The organism is Mucilaginibacter sp. McL0603 (assembly GCF_049992945.1).
In the GTDB taxonomy this organism is placed as follows: Bacteria; Bacteroidota; Bacteroidia; order Sphingobacteriales; family Sphingobacteriaceae; genus Mucilaginibacter.
Map to the genome: position 1 here is coordinate 1720135 of NZ_CP188251.1, position 24846 is coordinate 1744980.

The window sequence follows — 24846 nt, forward strand, 5'->3', positions numbered from 1 at the left end:
TCCTTCGGACCGGTCTTTTCCGCCTAAAGTCGGATCGACCACCCTCTCTTTGCTGCGCGAAAAGAGGGATTTAAAACCCCGCCGCAATTTTCTGTATCCTTCTTGCAATAGCCTCAAAAGAAAGATTTTCCCTGAAGTATTCCAGCGAAGCCTTTTGCCTTTCCTTTACATCTATCTGCTGTGTTTGCAGCAATGCTAAGAATAAAGCATCCTCATTTCCGGGCTCATATAGCAAACCGCAACGGCCATTGTCCGTTATCATCCTGAAAGAAAAAATATCAGTCACCACAGGCATACAACCGCACGACATGGCTTCACAAACTGCCGTACCACTCCCTTCATAATGCGAACCCGACAGGATAACATCAGCACTGTTAAACCAATATTGCAGGTCGCTGTGCGGAACTTTTCCTACCAATTTCACTGCATTTTTTAGTGCCGATCCATTCAGCAATTGCTGTATATCGGTCAATAATTCTTCGGTATGATAGATCATATACATACGCGCTGAGGGTTTGACCTCAGCAAAACGCAGGAAGGCTTTGATCACAGTTAGCGGGTCTTTATTATCATTCAATCGTCCAACCCATAAAAAAACCGGGTCGCCCGAAACACCCGTTTTTGAAATGGCGGCTATTCTATCCATTGGTGAGAAGATCGACGACACTTCCATCACTTCATGTATCTTCTTAGCCGATGTGATATTGCCTTTTTCTACCCATTCCAAACCCATGTCATGCGAAGCAAACAGGTAAGCGTTAATATACTTGTCGGCCATTTTTTGGAGGTATTTTCTGAAACCGGTTAATGGTTTCTCTGCATGATGCTGGGCAATTACTTTTGTTTTTTTGCTTAATTGGATGCCCAATTGGAGAAATTGTAAAGGCGTATGTAAGCCCTGTAAAAATACAATATCGGGGTTAAAACTTTTGACAAGCCGATTTAATTTCCGGGGGAAAAAGGTTCTCTTTTTGTTGAAATTTATGAAGTAGTAATGAACGCCCTTATGCAGGCAATCACCCTCATAATTGATCTGTTTTATATTGATTACGGTATTATCCTTTGCCAGACTGAATAATGCACCTGTATATCCCTCAGTCCTTTTAAACCAGCTTTCGGGCGAATCAAATTCCAATGAAGAATTATAAGTAACAAACACGTATACCATTTAGTTCCTGCTATTTAAAATATCCCGTCAATGTTCGGATAATTACTTTTCTGATATTCCAGGAAACCCACATGATAAAGTGAAGATGCGTTTTGATCGATCACTTTATGGTTAACTATCTTGCCAACCAACAGCATATGGTAGCCCATTTTTTTATGCTGTATGATCTCTATCTCTTTATATGACCCCACAAATTCAGGAACATAGAAATTAAACAATTCACTTTCACTTACGCCAAATGGCATCTCCTCTATTGGGGTTGGCGCCGTGCTTGAATGTTTGCCCAAATCGTAAACTGTTTTAATATCCACGTGGTCGGTATCACAAACAACCACCTTTTTTGCTTCCAGTATTTTATCCAGGGTGATATTGGTTGTTCGCAATCCAAGTATGTACATTCCCTCTTCTTTAAGATAAGCGTGTATATCCATCGGGAATACATTGTAATATTTATCGTCTCTGTAAGATACAATAATAATGCTCCGGGGATATGAATACAATGCGCTGACAACCCTGCGATGATAATATGTATTATTCTTAGATTTCAGCAGGTAACGTAAAAGCAGCAATCGGTGCAGTGCACTTAACTGATAATTTTTTACCTTTTCAATTTTGTATAACAGCAATTCGCCGTGCGGTGTAGCTATTTTTTCAATAAGATTTAACTCTATTGTGGCGTTTAGTTTTTTCCCTTTGGTAAATTCTATTTCTACATCCCTGGAGTTAATTGAAACAGCCTCAGCCGCCGGCAACCATACCCCAATACAAAATGGGTCGAGGCAGATCATACCATGCCTGCTGCTTATATCTATATTATGTTTGCCATTCTTTAAAACCACTTTTTCTTTTATATCACTTTCCGAAAGCCGGGTGATGTAGAAAGTTTTGATCGTAGCATTATTAAAAAAGACTTTTTTGATCAATGAGTGCATAGGAGTGTAATATTGATTTAATGATCAGAAAGTGTCCACATCTGCATAAGTAAATTTGATCTTATCCAGCGGGATATGTGCGCCCAGATCTTTGAACAGTACATGAAATGAAGGAACAGCATCGTATCTTGATGAAAACAAGGCAGATAGCCTGGTTTGATGACTGGTATGAAATTGAATATACTTTAGGCCCAGCTTAAGGGCGAGCTTTTTTACTTCAGCCATCATTTCATCAAATTCATCATCCCTGCAATTGATATCCCCAATAATAAGCCCGTTCCTGATCTTTACCCATAATGTGGCGTCACCTATTTTGATCACATAAGTATCATGATAGGTTTTATAGTTCAGGTAATGGGCATTCCGGTTTATACCTGCAAATCCATCTTTAAATGAGGAATTTTCTATCCCTTGCCTGGGCACTAAATAATCTTTCAGGATATAGTGCTGGTATTTTTCATATGACTTTCTCAGGAATGGGACTTTTCTGGAGATACCTTCTATTGAGAACATACCGGTTGGTATATTGTAATAATCCAGTGTTTCGGTCATTTGCCATTTCAACCGTACCAAAAAGCCGTGCAGTGAGTTTTGATTAGGAAAACCGAAAATAATGCTGATACCTTCTTCCTGACAAAGATCAAAAGTAAGATTGGCCAACTGCACAAACAGACCCTTGAACTGGTATTTAGGATGGGTCATAGTATCGGCCGACTGAGCCGCTAAATACAAAGTTTCGTCATGCCTGATGAAGCAGGGAATAACCCCATAATAAGCGATGGGATTTTTTTGTTCATTAAAAGCAATGTATCCTACATATTCGACACCCGTGTAAGCGGTATCATATTTTTTTGTAAAATAACCGGGAGGATTGTTGCGGCCGTAAAGGGCATGGTATAATTTCTCAACGCTGCAAAGATTTGTTTTGCTCAGCCGTTCAATGTAATATCCATTTTTTTGAATAATCTCATTCATAGCTTCGACTTATAGTAGCATGCATTTGGTTAATGGTGTTGATGAACGGGTTAACGGTGAATCGTTCTTTCATCAACGGATCTGAGTAATCGTCTGCATAATGAAAGTCCATACATAGCAACTGCTTGTAACCTGCATTTTTAGCTGCATCAACTACATCGGGGGTATATGAACCATAGGGGAAGGCAAAACTATTGACAGAGCGGCCAATTATATCTTCAAGATATTTTTTAGAACGTATCAGTTCATCAGCCGTGTCATTTATATTGATCTGCGCCAGGTCGTTATGGTAGTAACCATGAGAACCAATGCTGGCGAACGGGGATAACGATAGTTCCCTGATCTGCTCCTTGCTCATTTGCAGCCAATAATCTTCATCACCGGGTCTGTCTTTAACACAACGAACCATTGGATACAATAGTCTCATCATCTCTTCTTTAGCATCAAAATCACACGCTCTGAGCATATCTGCCATGCTCGTGTCGTTTTGGGTGGATATATATTTGTTATATCGGTCCTTAAAAAATTCTTCGTTTTTGTATAAAATTTTTGCAGGCCCATGCTTACTCACGAGTCCTAAAAAGTCATTCCATAAAATATCGTAACCTGCTTCTCTTATCGAAGTTATAAAAAAAGTAGCCGGTAATTGATATTTATTTAATAAAGGTAATACATACCTATAATTATTTGCGAATCCATCATCAAAAGTGATACCAATGTTGAATTTATCCGCACTAAAATTACCGTTATAAAAATCATCCAATGACATCACATTAAAGTATCTTTTGTAAAACTGCAAATGCTGCTCAAAGGTTTTTAGTTTTAAAAAAATCGGGTTATAACGGGTATGGTCTTTTAAACAGATTCCATGATAGATCAATATCCTATTTCCCCTTGCATTTCTCAAAAAATGTTCATCAAGCCCTAGCAAATGGTTAACATCCCTGCCAAATTGCCTGGTTTCGCGATATATTTTTGAACGGATTCTTTTCGATATAGACATTATTCAGTATAAGTAATTAAAATCAGAGAACCGGAAACTCGGCCTTCGGGTAATGCCGCTTTATGTTTTGCATCAATAAAGATAGATTCCCTCTAACATATTTATAAGTGCCGTCTATAAAAACTTTACTATAACCTATAAGGTTTAGTTCCTTTAATTGGGGATACAATTCTTCGTCAAACAGGCTGATGTTGCCTTTGTGCATTACCAATAATATATCTTCAGGGTTAATTGAGAAAAATGCATCGGCACCTTCTAAACCGTGTTTTGATTTTGCGATCACCAGGTCGGCATCTCTGCCTTCAGCAATTTCTCCGCTATTCAGTTGCCAGGTATTGGCCGCATTAACAGTTAGGGTATCATACAACTCTTTATCTGTGAGAAACTTAGTCTTTCTGGCCAGGCTGACGTGATCCCATAGGTCCCAATTCCCTGTCAGTGTTGAATCGGTACCGAAAAGCACTGTAATATACTTCTTAAGACGGTTCACCGGAGCAGTTCTATCCAGCAAAAAATAGTTGGACTCCGGGCACCAGACCAAAGCTTTAAAATCCTTAGCCTGCGTCTCATTCATCGCAACGCCGTGTACGGCAATAAGCGGCCTTTTGAATAAGTTCCATTTGGCTAAGGTGCTGATCTCTTTAAAGGATGCTTCATCCGTTCCCTCGCCACTATGAATAACCACGGGGATTTGTTTCCTGAAAGGACGATTAAGGGCGAGCCTCCACTTTTTTTCAAACTGAACTGAGTGGATAGACTGGCAATCCTGGTATACAGTGATTATATCGGGCGGGTTTTTTATCTTTTTTCCATGGTTAACCACTGTTGTAACACCGCAAAGCAGGTTCTTATATACGCCCCACTGTTCCCTTAATGCTTCGGGTACTTTTAATACCTCATTTATTTTATCCTTATAGTTTTTGTGGATGTGCCGACCCCATTCGGTGTAATTGTTATAAGTCCTGTCGCCCAGGGACGGGAATAGATTAAAATCAAGATGATCGTGTGAATTGATCAGTCCGGGAAAAACGATCGCATTATCAAAATTTAGTTCATGTTGGTCGTTTTTATCATGAAAATGTGCAGGCAAGATCTGTGCTATCTTACCCTCATTTACCCTGATGCTGACCTGTTGGTCTGTTAAAGCTATCCTTAAATTATTCAGGACCATTGCCACGCCTTAGATGAATGCCATAAATAACCAGGAAACCCTTAAAACGCTCATAAACTTTTAGAGCGTTTTGCTCTGTATAATAGTGTTTCACGGATTCGTCTATCCTTACTTCTTTTTCATCCATCAGTCTGAAACCGTTTTCATTCAGGATGCTTTTGATAGTAAAAATTGGATGGACAAAATTCTTTACTGCTAAATGCTCATTATTATGTGTGAAAGTCCGTTTGCCGCCAAAAGCTAATAATTGGGGGTGGAAATCAGTTATAATAATATCTGCATCGGGCTTGAGTATCCTGCACCAGGCACCTAAAGCCTGTTCAAGATTTTCAATATGTGCAATGGTAAGCGTAGATAGGATAGTATTAAAAGAAGCATTATTAATATTGGACAGCTGATCGTCCTTTATTTGATAAGTATGTGCGTCCGGGAATTTTTCCCCAAGTTTGCTCAACATGCCTTCGGATACATCAAATCCGGTCAAACTTAAAGGCTTCAATTCTGAAATTTTAGACCAGTGCCGCCCGGTGCCACAACCAATATCTGCAACAGCTTTATTTTGGATGATTGCTTTATTGAGCAGTTTCGGAAACAAAATTTCGTCCAGATCAAGCATCAGGTTACCCGGCTGGCTGTCATAATTTTCAGACCATAGGTCATACGCTTCTGCCGAGTTTTTCTCTGTTACTTCTTGTCTGAAAAAATGTCTTTTTATATAGTTTTTTACTGTAGGTATCACTGTTTACGGGTGTTTACTTCAATTACGCGCTGCTTTAAGTAATGGTTGCCACACCTAAGTTTTTATTTCATACCACAGGCAACCGCGCTGTATTCGATTTCGTAATTGACTATGGGTAATTAATAATTAGTTGAATTGGTACAACAGCGGTGGGTCTTTGGTCTGCTGCTGTTTATCTAACTGTGATCATGGACATTATCCGGTGATTTTTAACCGGAGATATATTAATAAAAAATGAGTAAGATTCTATTATTCAATCCTAAAAGCGCGAACGCGAAATATCGCATCCCGAATTCAATATTAAATATTGCAGCTTCGGTTGAAGGTAAATATGATTGGGCAATTGTTGATGGCAATTGTGAGGCCGATCCCGTAAAAAAGATAGAATCCTATTTAAATACCGGTGAGTATAAATACCTTGGGTTTTCTGTCATGCCGGGGCCGCAATTGCGTCAGGCTATAATTGCTGCAAAATTCATCAAAGAGAATTTTCCCTATACCAAAATGATATGGGGAGGTTATTTTCCCTCAAATCAACCGGAGGCGGTTTTATGTTCACGCTACGTGGACTTCATTATAAACGGCCCCGGCGATCATGCCTTTCCGGCACTGATTGATGCACTGGAAAATGGTACGCCTTTTGAGTTTATCCGTAACCTGATATACCAGGCATCTGATGGACAGATCATTAAAACAGCAAAGGAAGATCTGATAGACCAGGATAAGCTTCCATCTTTACCATACGACAAGCTGAACCAATTTTATAATCTCTCCAAGTTTTTGGGAAAGACTTACCTGGGTGAAAAGACGATGGCTTATCACTCAAGTATCGGCTGTCCGTTCACTTGTTCGTTTTGCGCTGTGGTGCCTATTTATGAGGCACGGTGGAAAGCTAAATCAGCCCAGGCTGTATATAAGGATGTAAAGTACATTAAGGATAACTGGGGCGCTACTGCTATCGAGTTTCATGACAATAACTTCTTTGTATCTGAAAAACGTGCGGTGGAATTTTCCAATCTGATCAAACCAGAAAAAATGACCTGGTGGGGTATGGCCCGTATTGATACGATGAGCAAGTTTAAAGACTCGTCGCTTGCTGCTATACGTGACTCAGGCTGTAAATGTATATTTTTTGGTGCCGAAAGTGGTAACAATGCAATATTGGAGCAGATGGATAAAGGCGGTACCCAAACCGGCGAACAGATCATTGAATTTGCCGAGCGGTTAAAGAAGTTCGACATCACCCCCGAATATTCATTTGTATTAGGAACACCTGCCCCGACAAGGGAACAGGTACAGGCACAAATAGATTTTGAAATAAATTTTATCAAAAGGGTAAAGGCTGTAAACCCGAATACGGAGATCGTTATCTATACGTACAGCCCTGTCCCTACAGAAGGATCGGAACTTTTTAAGCAGGTATTGGCCAGCGGTTTCAAATTCCCGCAAACGCTGGAAGACTGGATAAGCCCTGCCTGGGAAAATTTCGACCTGCGCAAAAACCCTCTAACACCATGGCTCACCCCGGAAATGATAGATAAGATAAGAAATTTTGAAACGGTTTTGAATGGCGTATATCCGACTGTCACCGATATCAAGCTAAATGATATGAAACGAAAGCTGATAAAGGCGGTAGCCGGAGTACGCTACAAAATCAACCTGTACAGTTACCCCTATGAGATAAAGCTGCTGCAAAGATTATGGAAATACAGGCAGCCCGAAATACAGGGATTTTAAAATTGTGAAGCAAATTGAACCAGCCTGTAAAACATATCGCAAAAAGAAGCAGTCAAACCCTTAAACCGGATTTTGAAGACCTCTATATTGCCGTACGCCAGCAGGAAAAAAGGATATATACGGATGAAGAATTACAGCTTTTGCCAGACATTGATCACCTTTATTATGATGAATGGAAGATCAGGAAACGATCAAGCGAAAGATTGATCACCTACCTGGAAAAGAAGCATAAATATTTAAGGATATTGGAAGTAGGATGTGGAAATGGGTGGTTATCAGCAAAGCTGTCAAACATACCAAATACTAAGGTGACCGGTCTTGATATTAACCAGTTAGAGATTGAGCAGGCCAACCGGGTTTTCAAAAAAGACAACCTGGAGTTTATTTATGACAGCTTTAATGATAACACTTTTGATAACGACAAATTCGATGTAATCGTTTTTGCCGCTTCATTGCAATACTTCCCTTCAGTGATCAATGTCTTTAAACAGGCGTTATCAATTTTAAAACATGGCGGCGAGGTACACATCATCGATACGCCTTTTTATACACCATTAGAGGCTGAAAAAGCTAATGAGAGAAGCTGTAAATACTACGCTGCCCTGGGTATTCCTGAGATGTCCCAACATTATTTTCATCACTCTATAAGCGAATTTTGGGGATTTAAATACGAGCTATTATTTAACCCAACCAGCCTGTATAACCGGCTGTTTAAAAAAGATCCTTTTTATTGGGTCACAATACGGAAATAACTATGCTGCTGCAATCTATAAATCATACTTACCAACGATACCGTACACTAAAAACGCATCGGATATCGGCACTGCCGATTGTGATTTTGATGCCGCACAGCGCCTGTAACTGCCGCTGTGTAATGTGTGATATCTGGAAGGATAATAAAAATCTTAAGCAGTTGACCGAACAGGATGTTAGTGGCCTGCTTGATTCGCTGAAGAAATTCGGAACCCGGCAGGTGGTGATGTCCGGAGGGGAGGCGCTGCTGAATCAGAACTTTTTTGGCTTATGCGAAATTCTAAAAAGCGCGGGTATCAAGGTTTCGCTGCTTACTACGGGCCTGTCTGTCAAAGCACATGCTGAGAAGTTATTAAAATATGTAAACGATATCATTGTATCACTTGATGGTGACCAGCCACTGCACGATGCAATTCGTAATATTCCCGGGGCGTTTCAAAAATTAAAGGATGGTGTGGAGCATATCCGGTCAATAAATCCAAAATATCGGATCACAGCACGGACGGTGATACACCGGCTTAATTTCTGGAACTGGTCATCCATTATTTACCAGGCAAGGCTTATGGGGATTGACCAGGTTAGTTTTTTACCGGCTGATGTAAGCAGTCATGCGTTTAACCGCCAGATGGCCTGGGAGGAGCCCCGTCAAAACGAAATTCTGTTGTCCGAAAGGGAACTACCCGAATTAAAGGCGATCATTGAAAGGATCATCGATGAGTGCAGCGAAGATTTTACTAACGGCTTTATTGCCGAATCGCCCGAAAAACTTATGGACATATATCGCTACTATGCCGCATATTATGGGTTGAACCCTTTCCCTTTCAAAAAGTGCAATGCACCCTGGGTATCAACCGTAATAGAAGCGGATGGCAGTGTGCGTCCATGCTTTTTTCATGAAGCAATAGGGAATATTAAGGATTCGTCACTGGCAACAATTTTAAACAGCGATGATGCCATTAACTGGAGAAAAACATTGGACATGAGTACAAACAGCACTTGTGTAAAATGTGTATGCTCATTGAATTTGTCACCGCGGATGAATCCGTAAGAAATATAATATTAATACCATCCGGCAACCCAATAGCTTTTGCAGCCGTAATTTATAAAAGATGGAACAAAATAATATCCTGTTCACGCATTCCTATTTTTTAAGGTTCGATCCCAAGCAATGGGCATGGGGGCAACCATATCCACCATTGGGTACTTTATATGCTGCAGCGCTGATGCGCCAAAATGGATATGAAGTTTCCCTGTTTGATACCATGTTTGCAACCGCACCTGAAGAAGTTGAGCCGGAGCTGGAAAAGCATCAGCCCGACTTCTTTGTGATCTATGACGATGGGTTTAACTACCTTACCAAAATGTGCCTCACCAACATGCGCGAGGCGGCTTTTAGTATGTCCTGGCAGGCCAAAGCGAAAAATTGCAAGGTGATTGTTTGCAGTTCAGATTCAACCGACCGTTACGAGAAATATCTTCAGGAAGGCGCAGACTTTGTAATAATAGGCGAGGGGGAGCAAACCCTGCTGGAGCTGGTTGGCGAACTTAGAAATGGAGTTACAGATTATTCAGCGATCCGCGGACTGGCCTATATTAAAGATGGAAAGGTTGTAAAAACCCTGGGCCGACCAGTATTAAAAGACCTTGATAGTTTGCCTTTGCCCGCCTGGGATCTGGTAAACATGCAGCCATACAAGGAAAGCTGGCTGAAACATGCAGGCTATTTCTCGTTAAATATTGGCACTACCCGTGGTTGTCCGTTTAAATGCAACTGGTGTGCAAAACCAATTTACGGTAACCGCTATAATTCAAGAAGTCCGGAAAATGTAGTACAGGAAATCAAGATGCTGAAACAGCAGTTTGATATGGATCACATTTGGTTTTGTGACGATATTTTTGGATTGAAGCCGGGATGGGTAGAGGAGTTTTCCGCTTTGATGCAAACAGAAAATCTGAAGATCAGATTTAAAATACAATCAAGAGCCGACTTACTTGTGGAGGAAGACCTGGTAAAAGCACTGGCCGATTCGGGCTGTGAAAATATATGGATAGGCGCCGAGAGCGGTTCGCAAAAAATACTGGATGCAATGGATAAAGGTACCACTGTGGAACAGATACACCAATCTACCCGGTTGATGAAAAAGTATGGTATCAGGCCGTCGTTTTTTATCCAGTTTGGTTATTTGGACGAACTAAAGGAAGACATCGAACTAACCATAAAAATGATCAATGAACTGCTGCCTTATGAAATAGGCATATCGGTATCATACCCATTGCCTGGCACAGGTTTTTATGAGAAAGTAAAAGCTGATCTAAAGAGTAAAACCAACTGGACCGACTCTGATGAAATGGCTATGATGTTTACCAATACTTTTCCGCCATCTTACTACAAGCAATTGTACCGGTATGTACACCAGAATTATCGCCAGCATATAGCAAAAAATAGCTTGTCCGAGTTGGTTAAAAAACCGCTGAATGTTAATTTCAGGAATCTAAAAAAGGCGCTTTCTGTTTTCTACTATACACCGTCAGCATTGATTGAAAAAATGAAGCTGAAACGGTTAGAAAAAGCATTATGATGGAGGTACTTACAGATCATATTAACGAGCAAAATGCTGCGGAGGCGTTTACCGGGCAGTCAGTGATATTTGACGATCTGTACGGCGCAAATACCATCATCAACTATAAGCGCGAACGGGTGCGCGATCATGTGCTGAAATATCTCAAGCCCGGCAGTTCCATATTGGAGCTGAACAGCGGCACAGGTGAAGACGCTATATTTTTTGCCGGGAAAGGGCATAAGGTACACGCGACCGATATATCACCCGGCATGCAGCAGCAATTAATGCTGAAAGTTCAGAAACGCCAATTGGGAACGACGGTAAGTAATGAATTGTGTTCTTACACTGATCTTAACCACCTGAAAAATAAAGGACCTTATGACCTGGTATTCTCCAACTTTGCCGGCCTGAATTGCACCGGTGAGTTAGATAAAGTTCTGGCTTCATTATCTCCATTACTAAATCCAGGCGGGCTAGTTACACTGGTTGTACTACCGAAATTCTGTTTATGGGAAACGCTGCTGTTATTCAAGGGGAAATTTAAAACGGCATTCAGACGATTTTTTAGTTCGAACGGAAGAACAGCGCATATTGATGGTAATTACTTTAAATGCTGGTACTACAACCCCTCATATATTACTAAAAGATTAAAAGGTCAATTTGATGTATTAAGCATCGAAGGGCTTTGCACTATCGTCCCGCCATCTTACCTTGAAGGCTTTGCCGAAAAGCATCCATCTGCCTATACTAAACTTAAAAAGTGGGAAGGTAAACTTAAAACCCGCTGGCCCTGGAGGGTTATGGGGGATTATTATATTATTTCGTTGAGGAAGAAGTAAGTAATAGTAGCAGTTGCAGTGGCAGTAGCAGTAGCAGATTTTTAGAGATAGTAAATGTTAAGTGCCACTATCTACTGCAACTGCTACCCCTCATCGCCATCAAGATCAATGTGCTACACTGCTTTCTAAATGATCTAAAAGCTGCGATATCTTGCTTTGATATTTTCCGATCAGCTTTTCCTGAAAAAACCGGGGGTCAGGTTTGGAGTGGTGTTTGCCGCAATCCATTCCCATAATAATGCCCTTATCGTTCAATTTTTTTAGTTCGACATTTTTAAGCCAGCGTTTAGCGCTGATCTTCAGTAACAGATTATCGATTTTATTACCCAGCCAGTTATTAAAGAGCATCTCTGTAAAGCTTTTCAGCCAGGTTTTTTTTAAGGGTTCGGCGGTGGTTAACCGTAAGCATTTATTGGGCAAGTATTCGCGCGTCCATGCATTGGCAATATAAAACTGCTCAAAAACAGTATCGCCGTGTAATGGCATCAGGGTAGCAATTTCAATAGCGGTGTAAATATTTTTTTCGCGTATCTGCAGTTCCTTTTCATCAATATAATAGTTCATGCAGAAATATTGATGCTTATTTACCAGGAAAGTCAGTTTCTTAAAACAATGCATAATGGTACGCGCTAGCCACAGCCTGTTTTTGGCAGTAATAATAAACAGGTCGATATCTGAACTTTCATCAGCAAAGTTTTTTGAAAGCGATCCCGAAATAGCGATCCCCCTTACATAAGGGAAACGGACAAGGAAGTCGCCCACCTGCTTTGCAATACCGATCATCTCTTCGGCCTTAGCATTGCCATTGAGCCTGCGTTCAATTAAAAAGTAATCATTTTTCAGCGTATAAAATTTGCCGAAATGATAGATAACCCGGTCACTAACCAGGCAGCTTAATGCAAATTCAAGCTCCTGCTGTTCACATTTGATTGGAAGGTTTAGAAAAACTTCATCCATAGTCAACGGATAATTGAAAAGATCAAAATAAGCAAGTGCGGCTAAGATATTTTTTTTGATGTCTGACAACTTATTTATTGTTAAATTAACAGCTATTTCCCTTTATAATGATGACGGAACAACCTCATGTTTGGTTGCCACCTTTCTTAAATATTTATGTCGTTTTATAGGTAAATTAAGATGCTCTTTCTGTTCGGATGAAAAAACAAAAAAGCTGAAAAAGAAGCCGTAAAAGATCACCCCTTTATCAACATCCAATACGTTTTCGGATAAGGAAACGGTAGCAATGATCACCATAAAACTGAAGAATACAATATCTCTTTTCCTGATCGCTTTTTTAAAACCATATAGCAGGGTCGCCAGGTAAACAGCGAGCCCCCATATCCCTGATTTGAGCATGAAACTCATATACTCATTATGCGCATTTAAATGGTGTACGTACGAACTGTAGAATTTTTTAGCAAAGTATTGTTGCTGCAAAAGTTGTATCTCTGACCCTGCACCATAGCCAATTACCGGCGACTCGCCAATCAGTTTGACAGCAATTTTCCATCTTTCAAGCCGTGGTTCTACCGTTTGTCCGGCAAAAGATGGGGATAGGTCTTCTTTCAATTCATACAAAAAACGGTCTTTTAAAGCATGCGAGCTAAATATGCAAAGCACAAGAATGCAAAAAGCTGACGCAGAAATTAATATGTATGCTTTTTGTCTCAGACCCCTGATCAAAAAGTAAGGGAACGCAATATTGAGTACCAGGAACAGGGCCACAAATACTGATTTTGAACTTAATTGAATAATTCCGGCTGTGAGTACCAGGCAGCAGATAACATATACTATTCTATTGGTTAACGTTAGCTTTTCACTGATCAAAACTGATAACAGGTATACCAACGCGATGGCTATCTGCATCGAAAAAAATGTAGCATGCATATCTATCGGCTGCGAAAAATTATGATTAGTAAACGCCGGAGACATAATCGAAGACCAGGACATTTTATAATACCTTATGGTAATAAATGCATCAGCATACAGATAAATAATGGTAGCTGTGCAACATAAGGCAAAAGCAAGCAAAAACCGTGACTTGTATTTTTTCAAATCGAGCGGGTTAAAGCACATTATCAGCGGGAATAATAAAATTGGCAGATCCAGTTGCCACTCAATAAATGCGTGTGCAGGGTTGATGGTATATAAAGTACTTACCACGGTAACCAGGAATACTGATAACAACACTGCTGTACGCAGTGTAAATACCGGTTTTACTTTACCCTTTTTTAATTGAATCAGCGTGTGTATCGCAAAGCTTGCAAGTATAAGGTGACTGTAAAAACGGTCGAACGGCAGGCTGAGCAGGAGCAGCATAATGTGATAATAGCTGATCCTGTTAGCCAGGTTGTCCTTAATAAGCAATAATTCTTTCATGCTTTGAACCCTTGTAGCATTCAACAATGAATGCTTCATACTCATTAATGATCTTCTCCCAATTAAACTGGTAGGTAATTTTATTAAGGTTGTTCCTTACCATCATCTGTTCATTTTCTTTACGCTGAACGGTTTCGACAAGGTGTTGCACCTCAATGGCATTTGAAAAGTAAAAAGCGTCAGCATGCAGTACCGATTTATTAAAAGGGTTATTATGTGCAGCTATCAGCGCCTCACTTGCCATCGCTTCCAGAAGTGAAGGATTGGTGCCCCCGACACTGTGCCCATGAAAATACAGGTACGAATTATTTTGCAAAGCGCGAACCCGTGGTGTATCAAAAATTGCCCCTTTGAACTGTATGCGTTCATCATTATTAAACCTGTTCCTGATATACTGACCGAAACGGTTGCTTGTATCACCCAAAACCTTAAAGCTTCTGCGCGAATTGCTGTTATTAAAGCCCTCCAGTATGGTCTCGATATTATTTTCAGGTTCCATACGGGCCATCAGCAAAAAGTAATCTTCTTTTTCTGCTTCCTTTGTGTCCAGTTGTTCTCTTTCAATATCACTAAAAACGTCAGCTCCGTAAGGGATATATTCACTGTAGATGTGGTATTTTTCTTCCAGGTAAGATTTTATCACCCTTGAGTCAGAAACATAATAATGGCTGTGTTTTACTGCCAGCTTTTCGGCATATTTTAGAAATTGCTGTACCCTTTTTGAGTATTTCGATCGTTTCCATTCCAGGCCATCCATATTGGTAATAATGGTGCTGTTTTTAGGATACAAGTTTCCCCATATCGAACAGCTGGTATAACCCATCAGTAAAACCACGTCAAATTTTTGCCTGCGGGCATCCATCAGGCAGTTCAGGTCATAAATAAATTGCCCGGCCGTGCCTATCAGGTATTCGGGGTCATAACAATGCTTAATAGTTACGCCGTTCCATGTATCGGCAGTATAGGGGTGGTTGTGCGAATTATAAACGGTTACAGAGTGTCCCTTTTTTACCAACCCCGCCGAAACATATTCTGATATATGTTCAAATCCACCATAGTAGTTTGGAATCCCTCTTGTTCCTAAAATTGCTATTCTTAAACTTTTCATTGAGTAATAGTTTGCTGGTATGCTTTTAAAGTTTCGGTTGCTGCCTGTTTCCAGGTATACCTATTTAGTATCATGTTATATAAATTCTCGTCGTATTTGCTTTGACTGGCTTTTTCAACCGCTGCCAATATGCTTTCGGGGTTCCCCGGCTCACAGTAAAATGCATGGCTGCCAAAATATTCCGGAGCATCCCCTTTATTGGTGATGACGATATTACAGCCCATCACAGCTCCTTCTATCGAGCTTAACCCGGTGGTCTCAAACCAACTTGGCAATATGTGCACCTTCGCTTTCTGGTAATATTTTAAAAGTTCTGCCTGCGGGATATGATCGATAAACGTGATATTGGATGCTGCTATGCTGCGGCACTCATCATAATAAGGCTTTTGATTTGGTGCATGCGAGCCAATGATGATTAAATTGAACCGGGTATTATTCAGTGCTTTTATCAAGTTCAACTGATTCTTTATGCCTTCAATCCTGGCTACATTCAGTACCAGGTTAGGGTCTTTTTCAGCTTTATAATCGCGTTTAAACAAGTGCTGATCAACACCATTGGGCACCACTGTATGCTTTAATTTGCATGGATAAGCTTTTATAATACGATGGTATTCCGATTCGGAATTGGGTAATACCATTGCCGCATTCTTTAATACTTCGGTGATGCTGCGACGCTGCCCTTTCCATAAATATTCCTTACTGGCCAAATGATCTTTACCTAATACCCAGCGTGCTATAGTTTTGAGGTACTCAATGCTGTTTGCCGGTAAAAATCCAAAAATCATCCCAACGCCTTTACGGTGGTGCTTATCGTACTCGGTATAATTGCATAATATGGTGGATACCACAAAAGGCTTCCCGGCTTTTTTGCTGTGATACAGGATATCTGCCGGGCGTGTGAGGTTAAAGAAATGCAGCAGATCATATTCAGCGTAATTTATTTCATCTTTTGAAAGCTTGACTTCTGTCGATATCCCCAATTGCTCTAAATGCCGGGCAGTTTGCACCACCTGCACCGTGTCGCCGCCGGGTACATCAAATAAAGTGGATCGTGTTATAAAAGCTACTTTCATGTTTTTATGTGTATTAAGAATCGAGAGTTAAGAATCAAGAGTCAGGAAGCAAGAGCCAGGGTAGTCATGAAAAGGCAGTACATCTTTTGATGAACTGTTTTCTTGATTCCTGATTCTTAACTCTTGATTCATATCTATATTCATACTACAGTCTGTTAGGGCTTTTTTTATGCAGCCATGCTATCAATATCTCAGGCAGGTAGCTTACCGCGTAAAGCAGGTAGTTATCCAGCCTGAAAGGGTCAACGCTGATGGCCTTACGCACATGTCCGCGTGCTTTTGACGGCTGATAGTTATTAGCCAAAAACTTCTTTCCGCACAGGGCATGGTAAGCACCCTCTTTTATTTTACCTACATCCTGTTTTTGGATGATGGATAGCAGTTCATTACCCTCATCTTCGGTGATGGCCCCTCGTGTAGTGGCCTGCCTTTTAAGCTGACGGAACCGCTCTCCGCGCCATTTCTCATCAATAGTTGCCGATGCCGGATTGAAGCGAACTTTTATCAAAGGCTCGCGCAGGTTTTGCATTTTACCTGTTTTAACAAGGCTGGTCCACAACAGGTAGTCCTCAAAATGGTGTGCATGCACATTATAGCCACCTGCTTTTATCACCTCAACCCTTCTATACATTACCGACGAATGGATAAATGGGCAGTACACATACATATTCTGTTGCACCTCATCGTTTGAGTGGGCAATACATTTAAAGCTGAACAGGAAATCGCCATTCTCTAAAATGTATTCGGCATCGCTGCCTACCAGTACATAGTCAGGATGGTCCTGTAAAAAATTGAACTGCTTTTCCAGCCTGTCAGGCATACAAATGTCATCCGCATCAAAACGGGCAATGTAATGTGTATCCGCAAGACGCAAACCAGTGTTAAGTGTCGCTGCTATACCCTGGTGATCGTTGTTAACCAACACTATACGCGGGTCATCAAAGGACAATACCTCGCTAACAGTATTATCGGTTGAGCCGTCATTAATAACCAACAATTCAAACTCTCGGTAAGATTGCTCCAATACCGATACTATCGCCTCGCGGATATACTTGCCTGCATTATAGGCAGGCATCAAAACAGTTATTTTATGGCGATCAGCGTACATATTCTGGTATTACTTTGTTAGCGTTTTCTTTGATGTTGAGCAGCAGCAGTAACTCGAAAAAAACGAGTATGGACAGTTGCTCAAACCAGTATTCGATAAAAAACAGGGCCACCACCATCAACAGGATGGGCAGTCCGTAGGTTAGCGCCTTATAATGTTTCAGAAAATAACCCAGGTACCAAACCAGGAATGCGATCAATCCAAGCAGGCCGTATTCGCCCAATAGCTGGTCATATACCGAATCCGGGTTATTGGTAAGCGAATGGTAATCAGTTTTTTTGCTGAAAAAATTAAGAAAAACATCCAGGTGATTTGACAGGAAATATGGGCTGATATAAACCAGTTTTTGCGGATATCCACCGGCAAAACCCAATCCACTAACCCTGAAAGCTAGTTTGGACGAAAAATTACCTATGCCGTTACCCGTCAATATTTTTGAAGGATGGTGTCCTAAAAAACTAATAGTTTGAATACTGCTAATCGCCTTTCCGGGCAAAGCGGACTGATAATTATTTTGTGCCGATAAAGGCAAATTGCTTTTATGCGTGTTAACAAAGGCTAATAATCGCTTTTGATAAGCATTGGTATCAGCGATATGCTGGTATGGTTTTAAATTGATGTTCGGTTGAGGAATAATTATACGGCCACCTTCCAAAACTGTTAATGGTTTTTCCGGAAGTGATTTTTTCTCATTAACCACAGATTTAGGAGTCGGTGTTGTTACCATAGCCGACTGTTGCGCCTTAACGTCCAATACTGATTTAGGGGGATGCGAAATCACATAAACACTATCAATATGGCGTTGGGCAATTTTCTGTTTGATCTCATCTGCGGTCAGCCATTTATCCGGCATTAGGGTAAGAGGGAGATCGGGTTTGCCAGCAGGCGGCTGTGCAGATTGTAGCAATTTGAGATGGAACGTATTCTTAAATCCTTCGTGCACATACATGTAGTTTTGCGGCGATATTTTCACCATAAAAACCACAAGAAACATCATACAAGCGGCGATCAGGCTTTTTTGGTCGCGGCTGCTTTTAAAAATGAATAAAATGGCAAAGCATATAAGCAGCATGATATTAGTAAAATTGCTGCCGGTAAAAAGCATCACAACCATGCAAACAAACAGCATGGTCATATTCTTTTTGGTCAGGAAATAGAGCACACCCAGTGCATTTAAAACAGCGTTGGTTGTAGAAGTATCAAATGTGATGCCCCTGATATAATCGCCGGTGCCTATAAAATATTTCTGATACTGGCCCTGGTAGGTGTAAGGATTGATGGAGCCGGTCTCCCATATAATCGCAGCCAGGTTACAGAATGAAAGTAGGGCATTCAGTATAAAAAAGATAACAATGGTGCGGTGGATGGTTTCGGTATCATCCTGCTCCACAAACAGTTTTACCTGGTGCATGGCCAGTATGCAGAGCGCCCAAAAGCCAACGCCGGTGAGCAGGACAATATTATAATTGAGATTAAAATAATTGATGCTGATTACCCAGTTAAGCACTGCTATTGCAATTGCCAGCAAATAAAAAAGTGGCAGTCGTGAATTTTTAAAACTGAACCCGAATTTGAAATTAAACTGAAGCAGGTAGATGAGGGCAATAGCCGGAATTTTGACCGCTAACTTTACGTTCAGGAAAAGCACCAGGAATAGCAAAAGCTTCCAATCAACCAGTTTTTTCAGGTTTTTAAAGTCAAAAGCGGTACTGACAATCATTCGGTATAATCCCCAATTTATTTAAAGAGAGTACGCCCCGGAAATTGGATTGGTTGCCTGCTGGGTTGAGGGAAGGGAGAATTATTTATTTAAAATAAGACTGTCATCCTGAACGTAGTAAAGAATCTTCTCCGCCACGCCAGTAGACGACTTTTCTATTGAAGAAGATTCTTTACTACGTTCAGAATGACAAAGAGAAGAATAAGTATTCTGTTAATTCTTTAATTCTGGTTCAGACATATTCACCATTCCACTCAAAGCCTTCGCATCAACCAGCCCTACTTGCCCCATAACAACCAATCCCACCACATAAAGCAAAACCGCAGCTCCAACTTCAACCCAAACATTAACAAATAATACCTTCGCACCAAAAACACTTAAACAGGCACAGGCTGTGGATATCAATAGAGGATATACAACTTGGTTCAGTTCCTTTACATCGTTCCTTATCAAAAAGTAGATGGTTTGGGCACTATATCCCGCAAGGTAACCGATAGCGGCGCCTTCATTTTTAAAAATGGGGATCAATATAATATCAGCAATTACATTTACTGCAAGGGTGATAGCAAACGCGGTAAATATCATTTTCAATCGCCCTTTGGCAAAGCTGATCGTCCATAAAAAATTAGTGAGGTAGATGAGCGGTATGCATAGGGTGAGTATAAAAATGGTACGTTCGTTTACGGCCCCATATTTCCCGGCAGTAAGCCTGTCAATCACCGGCGACCAGCAGCTGTTGATCAGTACGATGGTAAATGCCGCAACGATCATTTCCATCCTCGCCAGTAGTTTCAGCTTGTTGGTATCGGGTACGGCTCCATCTTTAAATAAACGGGTGAACCAGGGAATAAGCAAAGGCGCAATAGCCAGCAGGGGGAGGGTGGATAATTCAAAAACCTTGTAGGCAAAGCTATATTCGGCCAGTTTTACGGCCGATAACACGATGCCGATAAATATCCAGTCGAACCGTGCCAGTGCAGAAGTGATCATCACCACACCAAACTGTGGCAGCGATTCTTTAAGCAGGGATATGTAATTGCTCTTATTCCATTTTATGGTTAACGGCAAATGGGTGGCTTGTTTAAAAAGCAAGGTGCCGATGGCTAATTCCAGCAGATCGCCGCTGATAAATACAATAATCACATTTCGTAAGGTGATGCTGTGTAATATAGTCAGGACGACCAAACAGCATGCACGTGCAATATTTGAGATAACGGATAGGTAAGCTAATAATCTGAATCGCTCCATCCCAATAGCCGACTGCTTAAAAGGCGTAGAGAAATAGATCATCAGCTTGCCGGCGCCTATTAATAGAATGATATCGTAAGCATTGATAAAAGGGAAGAGGAGCCTGCCGGCAAATAACAATCCATAGAATACAAACCCGGTAATTAATACATGACTGATGTAAAGAGACAATATAATTGGAGGATCTTCGCCCGAAGCCAGTTTCCTGACCGCAATCTGATCGATACCGAATGAGAGGATATTAAATATGGCCAGCATAAGGGCCAGCGCAAGGTTGATCTGTCCGAAACTATTCTTATCGAGCCCGATGGAAAGGATATAAAAGATGACCAGTCCGGCCAACTGATTGATGATAAGCTGTAAAGTATTGGCCGAAAGATTATTTACAAGCTTGGTTTTCATTTTATTTTTAGTCGTAAGTCTGGAGTCGAAAGTCATAAGTTAGGTATTATTTTGACTTCTGACTTCGAACTAACGGCTTTGGACTAAGACTCAATACTATATTCCGCCACCAAATTATCCTTCACCTTTGGTGTTTCCTGGAGACTAATTAGAGGCTGCTCCTTCAGCAAACGGTATTTTAACCGGGTATGCCTTGATATCATTTTAGCTATCATAAAGCCTTCGCGTCCATCCAGGAAGCCGAAAAATACGATATAATTTTTAAGGAAATGAAACAAGGGTGCAATATGCAGTTTAAGAAAGGTAGGTTTTTTATTGTTAACCAGGTATTTCCCGGCGCTTAGTTGTGCGTAATGATCAGCCTTACGGGTAAATTCAACGGAATCCTTTACCGAATAATGATGCAGATGACCCTTTATTCTTTTTACAGTAGCGGTTTTCGGCAACATCAACGTCTCATGCACCGGCGACTCTGACCATTTCACCATCTTGCGGTTAAACAGGCGGATATGGTGATCTCGGCCCCAACTGCCGAAATGTATTGGCTTTGTTCCGTAATAGGATATAAACTTGATATCGTACACGATAGTGGCATCATTCAGTTTTACTTCATGTAGCGCGCTTACGAGGTCAAGGTCGGCTATTTCGTCAGCATCAATACTCAGTATCCAATTATACCTGGCATATGCTATACCTTTATTTTTATTGACACCGTAGCCATTCCAGTTTTCGCGATAAACACGACAACCATATTTACGGGCGATATCCGGGGTGCCGTCGGTGCTGTCATTATCGACTACGATAATATCGTCGGTAATTAACTTAACCGCATTGATGCACGAGGCGATCACTTCGGCCTCATTTTTAGTAATAATAACAACAGAAACAGGAACCATGTAAATGTGTGCTTGGTATAAAATTATCACGATGGCAGGGAATGAAAGGTTGCCTGAGGGGAATAAAATAATTTATTTTTAACTCACCCGGTCATTATTTCGCTCAGTGGCCCTCTCTTCGTTACGCGGAAAGAGGGTATGGGAGTAAGTCAGCAAGCAGTTCATAATGCAACAATCAACCCAATCTATACGTATTATCACTATTATTACATTATAAAACCCTATATTATTCAAATACTTATCTAAAAATATTGTTGAAAAAATATAAATTTAAATATCTGACTATTAGATATTTAAATTGTGGCTATTATTTTTTTATGACCAAAGGCAACCTTTATATGCCGCACAACGTGATGTAGGCAGATAAGGTTAAATTTATTAAGGATAACAAGGTTACCGGATGGGAGACGAAGAGTTACATCAACTGATCGGCGGCTGTATTAGGCAGGAAAGAGGTAGTCAAAAAATGCTGTATAAAGCGTTTTATGGCTTTTCTATGGGCATATGTCTGCGTTATGCCAATAACCGTGACGAGGCTGCCGAGGTAATGAACCAGGGTTTCTACAAAGTGTTTACACGTATAGAAACCTATGATACCACGCGTCCGTTTAAGGCCTGGCTCGGGAAGATCATGATGAATGTTTCTATTGATTATTATCGCGCTAACCTCAAAATGGCTTATACCGAGGACCTGGATAAGGCCGAAGGCATAAGCGATGGCGAACTGCCCGACCGGAAACTCAACTACGATGATCTTTTGGCTATGGTAAAAAAGCTGCCAAATGCTTATCGTACTGTATTTAACCTGTTTGCTATTGATGGCTATTCGCATGAGGAGATAGGAGAGATGCTGGGTATATCATCCGGCACTTCAAAATCAAACTTGCACAAGGCCAGGCAAAAACTAAAACAAATGATATTGGAAGCCGATCAGTCGGGCAATTCCAACTATAATAAAGGCATGGATTATTCACCCATTGTTGCTATCAATATGGTTGATATCAACAAGATGGATTTTAGGAAAAATATTTAATAATGAGTAAGGAGAAGGACGAAGATTTAGACAAATTATTTAAAAAGGGGCTGGAAGACCCGGTCAGCGAACCCGCATTCAGAGATGCGGATTGGGATGCTATGGAGCAAATGCTCGATAAAGGCAAAAAACGTCCTGCCATTATTTTTTGGCTCCCTATAATAGGAAGCGCAGCAGCCCTGATATTAATATTTTTAGGTTATTTGTTTTTAAAACCCGAAGTGGTTAAGCCAGGCAAAAAGGAGCAGATGGCGATTACAGCTCATCCGGATACCAATTCTGCCAGCCAGGCGAAAAATAATACCGGTACTAGCGGCGAACCTGCCCGGAAAGGGGCAGATAGCAGTAAACAGCAAACACAAACTGCCCAATATGCTGTAAAGCCATCTCCGCAGAGTCATGGCCAAAAAAGCAACTCGTTCTTTACCTTATCTTCCGGGAAGGATCGCCGCACTGCTACCGGGAAAGATATAAACAAGGCTGCTGATGGATCAAAGGCAAATAATGTTCAGCCTGACACCATAGGTGATCAGCGGGTTATTGCTAATAACGTGGTTGCCGGAAAGACACAACCCGGTACAGCCGATAGCAGGACCGCATTGGGTACCGCTGACGATCAAAAACAGAAAGATATTCAGGATAATATTTTAGCCAGTAAGACACAATTGGGCACAGCTGATAGCAAAACCCAGTTGGGCACGGCCGATAGCAAAACCTCATTGGGTACTGCAGATAACCAAAAGCAAAAAGACAATGCAGCTAATGCCCTTGCATCCGCAACTGTTACCACTCCGTCAAGCGTTAAAGTTGGTAATCAGCAAAAAATGGGCAGCCATCCACAGTATGCTGTAAGTATTTGGGCTTCCTCAGATTTGAACGGCGTGAACTCAGCCTTTCAGCAAAGTAAGGTCGGTGGTAATTTCGGTGCTGCTTTCTCGGTTACTTTTGCCCAAAAATGGACCCTCAGCACAGGTGCCACCTATGATATTAAACCATACCTGACCAATTTTGATAACTATAATACAAATTATCAGTTTAAAAATCCGCCAACAACTGTGAATGCCGATTGCCGCATGCTGGAAATACCTTTGCTTGTTAATTACCGGGTTTATAGTCAAAATGCAAACAGGATATCTGTAGGTACCGGTTTATCATCCTATTTTATGCTGCGCGAGGATTATCAGTTCAATTATGCTGATCCATACAACGCTACAGGCCCTACACATTATACAGTAATCAATAAAAACCAAAATATTTTAAGCGTATTGAATTTGAATGCCACTTATGCGCATCAAATAAATTCAAAAATGGGTGTTATTCTTCAACCATATTTAAAAATACCATTAACTGATGTGGGGGCCAGCCAGGTAAGGCTGCGTTCATCCGGCATTGCTTTAGGCCTTAGCTGGAATTTAAACGCATTTTCAAAACCAAAATAAAATGAAATATATCGCTATGATTTTACTTGCCTGGACGATCAACCAGGCAGGGCAGGACATCTACACCTGTAAAAATGCCAAGATCAATATTTATTCAAGTGCACCGATAGAAGATATCGAGGCCAATGCAGCCGATGGCGTATCGGTTTATAATTCCACTACCGGCGACTTAGCCTTTAGTGTGCCTATACGTGACTTCCATTTTCCTAAATCGCTTATGGAAGTGCATTTTAATGAAAATTATATGGAAAGCGATAAGTTCCCAAAGGCTACTTTTAAAGGTAAGGTACAGGAACACCCTGACCTTTCAAAAGACGGAACTTACCCGATAACAGCAACCGGTGATTTCCAGGTACATGGAGTGACACAAACACGCACCATAGCAGGCAACCTTAAAGTAAGCAACGGCGTAGTAACAATGACGTCAGAATTTATGGTTAAATGTGCCGATCATCATATCGAAATACCTCAGATCGTGTTTCACCATATTGCCGAGAGTATTCGTGTCCGTGTATCGGCTACATACACAGCTTATAAAAAATGAAATCCGTCAGAAACTTAA

22 protein-coding genes are annotated in these 24846 nt (G+C 40.9%); 8 read left to right on the forward strand and 14 right to left on the reverse strand.

The annotated features are described in order from the left end of the window. Window positions 1-70 precede the first annotated feature (70 nt). From ACPPVU_RS07960 to ACPPVU_RS07985, 6 genes are read right to left on the reverse strand one after another with little or no spacing between them, the layout of a single operon-like run. Window positions 71-1168: a glycosyltransferase family 4 protein gene (locus tag ACPPVU_RS07960; RefSeq protein ID WP_426671156.1), complete on the reverse strand. Its 1098-nt coding sequence runs from the start codon at window positions 1166-1168 to the stop codon at window positions 71-73. 14 nt (window positions 1169-1182) lie between these two features. Further along, window positions 1183-2100, reverse strand: a complete 918-nt coding sequence (locus tag ACPPVU_RS07965) for a hypothetical protein (protein WP_426671157.1) — start codon at window positions 2098-2100, stop codon at window positions 1183-1185. Window positions 2101-2124: 24 nt separating this feature from the next. Then, entirely contained in the window at window positions 2125-3075 is a 951-nt protein-coding gene (locus ACPPVU_RS07970; protein WP_426671158.1) for a hypothetical protein, read from the reverse strand. Beyond that, window positions 3068-4078 (reverse strand): polysaccharide deacetylase family protein, encoded by a 1011-nt coding sequence (locus tag ACPPVU_RS07975; protein WP_426671159.1) that lies wholly within the window; start codon window positions 4076-4078, stop codon window positions 3068-3070. The genes ACPPVU_RS07970 and ACPPVU_RS07975 overlap by 8 nt, the downstream gene beginning before the upstream one ends. A gap of 22 nt (window positions 4079-4100) precedes the next feature. Continuing rightward, complete coding sequence (locus tag ACPPVU_RS07980) at window positions 4101-5249, reverse strand: amidohydrolase family protein (protein ID WP_426671160.1); 1149 nt, start codon at window positions 5247-5249, stop codon at window positions 4101-4103. Continuing rightward, the gene (locus ACPPVU_RS07985) at window positions 5236-5988 is read right to left on the reverse strand and encodes a class I SAM-dependent methyltransferase (protein WP_426671161.1); all 753 of its coding nucleotides are present in this window, start codon (window positions 5986-5988) and stop codon (window positions 5236-5238) included. Before ACPPVU_RS07985 ends, ACPPVU_RS07980 begins: the two co-directional genes overlap by 14 nt. A gap of 234 nt (window positions 5989-6222) precedes the next feature. On the opposite strand from ACPPVU_RS07985, the gene ACPPVU_RS07990 reads away from it, so the two are divergent. The 5 genes from ACPPVU_RS07990 to ACPPVU_RS08010 all read left to right on the forward strand — a co-directional run bounded on the left by ACPPVU_RS07990 (window position 6223) and on the right by ACPPVU_RS08010 (window position 11878). After that, entirely contained in the window at window positions 6223-7725 is a 1503-nt protein-coding gene (locus tag ACPPVU_RS07990; RefSeq protein WP_426671162.1) for a B12-binding domain-containing radical SAM protein, read from the forward strand. 14 nt (window positions 7726-7739) lie between these two features. After that, window positions 7740-8477: a class I SAM-dependent methyltransferase gene (locus ACPPVU_RS07995; protein ID WP_426671163.1), complete on the forward strand. Its 738-nt coding sequence runs from the start codon at window positions 7740-7742 to the stop codon at window positions 8475-8477. 2 nt (window positions 8478-8479) lie between these two features. Then, window positions 8480-9526: a radical SAM protein gene (locus tag ACPPVU_RS08000; protein WP_426671164.1), complete on the forward strand. Its 1047-nt coding sequence runs from the start codon at window positions 8480-8482 to the stop codon at window positions 9524-9526. Between the two features lie 61 nt (window positions 9527-9587). Further along, the gene (locus ACPPVU_RS08005; RefSeq protein WP_426671165.1) at window positions 9588-11057 is read left to right on the forward strand and encodes a B12-binding domain-containing radical SAM protein; all 1470 of its coding nucleotides are present in this window, start codon (window positions 9588-9590) and stop codon (window positions 11055-11057) included. Beyond that, window positions 11054-11878: a class I SAM-dependent methyltransferase gene (locus tag ACPPVU_RS08010; protein ID WP_426671166.1), complete on the forward strand. Its 825-nt coding sequence runs from the start codon at window positions 11054-11056 to the stop codon at window positions 11876-11878. The genes ACPPVU_RS08005 and ACPPVU_RS08010 overlap by 4 nt, the downstream gene beginning before the upstream one ends. A 105-nt stretch (window positions 11879-11983) precedes the next feature. Here ACPPVU_RS08010 and ACPPVU_RS08015 read toward each other — a convergent pair whose 3' ends face one another. From ACPPVU_RS08015 to ACPPVU_RS08050, 8 genes are all read right to left on the reverse strand, one after another. After that, on the reverse strand, window positions 11984-12904 hold the full coding sequence (locus ACPPVU_RS08015) for a nucleotidyltransferase domain-containing protein (RefSeq protein WP_426671167.1): 921 nt from the start codon (window positions 12902-12904) through the stop codon (window positions 11984-11986). A 33-nt stretch (window positions 12905-12937) separates the two neighbouring features. Further along, window positions 12938-14296 (reverse strand): O-antigen ligase family protein, encoded by a 1359-nt coding sequence (locus ACPPVU_RS08020; protein ID WP_426671168.1) that lies wholly within the window; start codon window positions 14294-14296, stop codon window positions 12938-12940. After that, complete coding sequence (locus ACPPVU_RS08025) at window positions 14235-15365, reverse strand: DUF1972 domain-containing protein (protein ID WP_426671169.1); 1131 nt, start codon at window positions 15363-15365, stop codon at window positions 14235-14237. Before ACPPVU_RS08025 ends, ACPPVU_RS08020 begins: the two co-directional genes overlap by 62 nt. Next, a complete protein-coding gene (locus ACPPVU_RS08030) occupies window positions 15362-16438 on the reverse strand; it encodes a glycosyltransferase family 4 protein (RefSeq protein WP_426671170.1) in 1077 nt (358 codons plus the stop codon). The genes ACPPVU_RS08025 and ACPPVU_RS08030 overlap by 4 nt, the downstream gene beginning before the upstream one ends. 145 nt (window positions 16439-16583) lie before the next feature. Continuing rightward, window positions 16584-17546 (reverse strand): glycosyltransferase, encoded by a 963-nt coding sequence (locus ACPPVU_RS08035; RefSeq protein WP_426671171.1) that lies wholly within the window; start codon window positions 17544-17546, stop codon window positions 16584-16586. Next, window positions 17536-19266, reverse strand: coding sequence for a hypothetical protein (locus tag ACPPVU_RS08040; RefSeq protein ID WP_426671172.1), 1731 nt, complete (start codon window positions 19264-19266; stop codon window positions 17536-17538). The genes ACPPVU_RS08035 and ACPPVU_RS08040 overlap by 11 nt, the downstream gene beginning before the upstream one ends. 213 nt (window positions 19267-19479) lie before the next feature. After that, complete coding sequence (locus ACPPVU_RS08045; protein WP_426671173.1) at window positions 19480-20916, reverse strand: lipopolysaccharide biosynthesis protein; 1437 nt, start codon at window positions 20914-20916, stop codon at window positions 19480-19482. An 83-nt stretch (window positions 20917-20999) separates the two neighbouring features. Next, entirely contained in the window at window positions 21000-21812 is an 813-nt protein-coding gene (locus ACPPVU_RS08050) for a glycosyltransferase family 2 protein (RefSeq protein WP_426671174.1), read from the reverse strand. 400 nt (window positions 21813-22212) lie between these two features. On the opposite strand from ACPPVU_RS08050, the gene ACPPVU_RS08055 reads away from it, so the two are divergent. The 3 genes from ACPPVU_RS08055 to ACPPVU_RS08065 are packed head-to-tail and all read left to right on the forward strand — an operon-like array spanning window position 22213 to window position 24828. Next, the gene (locus ACPPVU_RS08055) at window positions 22213-22845 is read left to right on the forward strand and encodes an RNA polymerase sigma factor (RefSeq protein WP_426671175.1); all 633 of its coding nucleotides are present in this window, start codon (window positions 22213-22215) and stop codon (window positions 22843-22845) included. A 2-nt stretch (window positions 22846-22847) separates the two neighbouring features. Continuing rightward, window positions 22848-24284, forward strand: coding sequence for an outer membrane beta-barrel protein (locus ACPPVU_RS08060; RefSeq protein ID WP_426671176.1), 1437 nt, complete (start codon window positions 22848-22850; stop codon window positions 24282-24284). Between the two features lies 1 nt (window position 24285). Continuing rightward, window positions 24286-24828, forward strand: a complete 543-nt coding sequence (locus tag ACPPVU_RS08065; RefSeq protein ID WP_426671177.1) for a YceI family protein — start codon at window positions 24286-24288, stop codon at window positions 24826-24828. The last annotated feature ends 18 nt before the right edge of the window (window positions 24829-24846 follow it).